The organism is Streptomyces sp. H39-C1 (assembly GCF_027158125.1).
Classification (GTDB): Bacteria; Actinomycetota; Actinomycetes; order Streptomycetales; family Streptomycetaceae; genus Actinacidiphila; species Actinacidiphila fildesensis.
In genome coordinates this window covers 3,804-7,169 of the sequence record NZ_JAPVLS010000176.1, presented here as the reverse complement: position 1 = coordinate 7,169, position 3,366 = coordinate 3,804, and the positions used below count along the sequence as shown (strand labels likewise).

Genomic DNA, 3,366 nt, shown 5'->3' with positions numbered 1-3,366 from the left:
GAACCGGCCAGGTCCCGCCGGACCACAGGTCGGCCCTGGCCCGTCCGGCCGCCCCTCGACGGACGAGTGCAACCGCCTGCCGGACCGGTTTCGCGGGAGGTTTCGCGGCGGGTTTTGCGAGAGGTTTCGTAGGAGGTTTCGTGCGGGGTTTCGTGCGGGGTTTCGCGGCAGGTTTCACCGCCCTATCCGGCGGCCCGGGTACCGGTGCAGGTCACCGGCCGAGTGCAACCGGTCCCGCCGGATCGACACCTCTTCCTGCTTGCCAGGAGAGGTCCCTTTCCCTTCCCCGGTGCGAGGGCCGGGGCGGACGGCGGCCTTCCCCGGCCGACCCGCTCTCGTGTGCACGCGTGAGCACGAGCACGGGTGCACACGTCTCGCGCGCGAGACACCGCCGGACGGCCCCGGGTCGGCGGGGAGCTGGCCTCGCGTGCGCGGCACGCCCGGCACGGGCCACGCGCGGCACGCGGTGGGTGGCCGGACCCCGGGCCCCCGGGCGGGAGGAAGACGGCCCGGAGCCGGCCGGACACAGGGTAGTCAGCCGTGGCCCCTGCGGACCCAGCGGCCACACCCGCCCCTCTGGCACGGTCGCGGCCCGCTTCGCCAACGCGGGGGCGGGGAGGGGAATTGATGCCGGATCAGCCGCGGCGCGTCCGGCGCGCTCCAGACCTCAAGTCCTCGCTGCGCTGCGGGTCGGCCTGGAGCGTACCGGCCGTGTCAAGGCGGAGGAGGGAGGCGCGCCGAGGCGCCGACGTGCTCTCAGTCGGCGGGGCCGGCGGGCGGGTGCAGGCCGAGTTGGACGGCCGCCAGCGCGACCGCGTCCGCGACGCTCAGGCCTTCCCCGCCCTCGCGGCCGGCGTCGGTGCGCAGCCGGTCCGCGCGGGCCGCCAGGCGCTGCGCGAGGTCCCGTTCGGGATCGGTCAGGTTCCGGCAGCCGCGACGCCGTTCCGCCATCGGGTAGTTGTCCACCGGTGCACCGTAAAGCCCCCCACGGGCCCCAGGAAGCCGACCCCTCCCCGGAACACCCGAAGGTGTCCCACGGCGCCCGCATCGCCTCGCCCCGGACCTGCTAGCGGGGGTGCTAGGTCTAGCACCCCCGCCTGCTAGGCCCGCCGCGCTGACCAGGCGCCTAGCACCTAGCAGCACTTCGGGCAGGCCCGGAAACCGGCTCCGGGCCGCCCATCGGGCTTCCGCCGCTCACCGCTGCTAGGACGCCGGAAGCCCTGTACGGCGATCTGACGGCCCACCGGCCCCCGCCCCGGACCCGCGAGGCCCGGGGCGGGAGAAAGGCGCTCACGGGCGCGACCAGGGGCCTAGAACGGGGCGGTTTCCTCCTGTGGGTGGCTGGTGGTGGCGGGATCGGTGTAGGCGGCGTCGTGGGCGTCGTGCTCGGCTTCGCGGGCTGCGGCTGCGGTGAGCTGCTGCCAGTCCGCGTCGGCGGTGCCGGCGGCGGCGGCGTCGAGCAGTTGGCGGTCGGCGGCGCGCTGGGCCTCCATCCGGCAGCGCACGCACCATCCGGCGGCCTGCACTTCCCGCCCGCACTGTCGGCCGCCGTAGCCGGGGCATCGGCCGTCACCGGTCGGCGTCCCGTGCTCCAGCCGGTGCCGCCCGGCCGCCTCGCAGCCCGCGCACACCCCGGTGCGGGCCCAGATGCCGCAGCCCCCGGCACACAGAGGCCAGCCCAGGTGCTCGCCGCACAGCGTCTCGCCCTCAACGGCCATCCGCGAGCACATCGTGTCGTCCCCGGCGCAGTGCCCGTCGTGGCGGGTGACAGCGTCCAGAGCCGCCCGCTTCTCCGCCCACGTCCAGGCCGCCGACGACGACAAGTCCCGCCCGGACGGCATCCGACCGTCCCGGCCGCCGTCGCGGTCCCAGTCCGCAGCGTCCGCCGCCGCATCCGGCGCGGTCCCCTGGACCGGAATGCGAGGGGCGGTCGGAGTCAGCGGAAGGGCGCCGATCCGTGCGGAGACCACCGCGCCCGCGCTGGTGCGGATCTTCTCGGTGAACGGGGCACACAGCGCCTCCAGCAACTCACCTCGTGACCACGGGCGGCCCAGCCGCTCCGACTCCGCCAACAGCCCGTCCAGACGCAACGCCTGATCGTTCAGCACCTTCCCGGCAAGAGCGAGCTGCGGCACGCGGCGGCCCATCCGGTGCAGGATCTCCGTCCCGTCCGAAGCCGTCCGGTGGGCCGGAGCTCCCGCACCCGGCAGCGGACCGCCCGGAGCACCCGCCTCTGCTGCTGCGCCGTTGTCGTTGTCCGGCGCGGCGTCAGCCGCTGCCGGACTCGCCCCCCCGGCGTGCTGCTGTCCCGCTTCCTGAACATTCGAGCCGCCGCCGTCCGTCCGTCCATCCGTGCTCGCAGCCGCGCGCGCACCCACCTCAGGTTTACGGACGGACGGACGGGAGGTGTTTTCGTCTTCTGTTGTCTTCTGGCTACCAGTCTTCTTAGTGACTCCCGGGATTCCGGGAGTCGGGGAACGGTGATGTTGAGCTTGGGCCCATCCGCTTTCGCCGCGAGCTTTGCCCGACGTTTCGAGGCCGCACCCATGGCCTTGGGCGTGGGTGCGATGAGCTGGACCTGTCGGACATCGGGCTCGTGCTCGACCGAGGTCAGCAGCGCGGCCACCTCTGCATCCGTCGCGGGGGTGTCGTAGACCACCATTTCGGTGGACCACTGGTTGCCTTCCCAAGCCATGATGCGGATCTTCACGACGTACCGGGCCACCTGAAGCCGCCCCATCGCGCCCGCCAGGCCGTCGCGCCCGTATCCGTACTGCCGGGCAATGGTCGCCAACTGGATGTCCCAACCGTCCCGATGGCGGATCAACACCGCCAGTAGCCCCAGGGCCTCAAGGTCCATCGCCACCGCGTCATCAACAGTGGTGTTCGGGATCGCCGCAAACCGTGGGGGCCGACCGCTGCGCTTCCTCACCTGGCCACCTCTGCCGCGTACCGGCTCCGGGTGGCTGAACTGTTCTGCACGACGTGTTCCGTTTCCGACCGCCGACGCGTACCGGGCTCAACGCCCGGGTACACTCGCCAACGACCTATGCCGGTCACCGCGAAGCCCCGAAGGCCCGGAAAGCCGCGAAACTGTTCCGGAACCCGCCCGAGGGGCTTTTGCGCGTGGTGACTGATGTGCTGGTGATCTTCTGTGCCGGTGAGACTACTCCCCGTGGCCGCTACCTATCCGGCGCCCCCGCCCGCGCTAATGACGGTCTGGGTGCCGCCGACCAAAGCCGTCCGCCGACGCGGCGAGAGCTTGTTCACCGCGTGATCCATCCCGCACAGCAGATCCGGGACCGCCACGCCGTAGTGCGCCGACAGTCGGTCCAGGTCGGTCAATGACCACATCGAGCGCCCGGA

Annotated in this window: 3 protein-coding genes and 1 pseudogene; all 4 read right to left on the bottom strand. The window is 72.7% G+C overall.

What is annotated here, in order from left to right; genetic code table 11:
* Nucleotides 1-756: 756 nt before the first annotated feature.
* A complete protein-coding gene (locus O3W51_RS46580; RefSeq protein ID WP_269290062.1) occupies nt 757-966 on the bottom strand; it encodes a hypothetical protein in 210 nt (69 codons plus the stop codon).
* Between the two features lie 344 nt (nt 967-1,310).
* On the bottom strand, nt 1,311-2,147 hold the full coding sequence (locus O3W51_RS46575; protein WP_269290060.1) for a hypothetical protein: 837 nt from the start codon (nt 2,145-2,147) through the stop codon (nt 1,311-1,313).
* Nucleotides 2,102-2,932, bottom strand: coding sequence for a hypothetical protein (locus tag O3W51_RS46570; RefSeq protein ID WP_269290058.1), 831 nt, complete (start codon nt 2,930-2,932; stop codon nt 2,102-2,104). Before O3W51_RS46570 ends, O3W51_RS46575 begins: the two co-directional genes overlap by 46 nt.
* A 254-nt stretch (nt 2,933-3,186) precedes the next feature.
* A pseudogene (locus O3W51_RS46565) lies at nt 3,187-3,366 on the bottom strand (acyltransferase); the annotation flags it as partial.

Coding starts and splice junctions, on each gene's coding strand:
- O3W51_RS46575 (WP_269290060.1), bottom strand. CDS start 2,147: ATGGGCCGCCGCGTGCCGCAGCTCGCTCTTGCCGGGAAGGTGCTGAAC.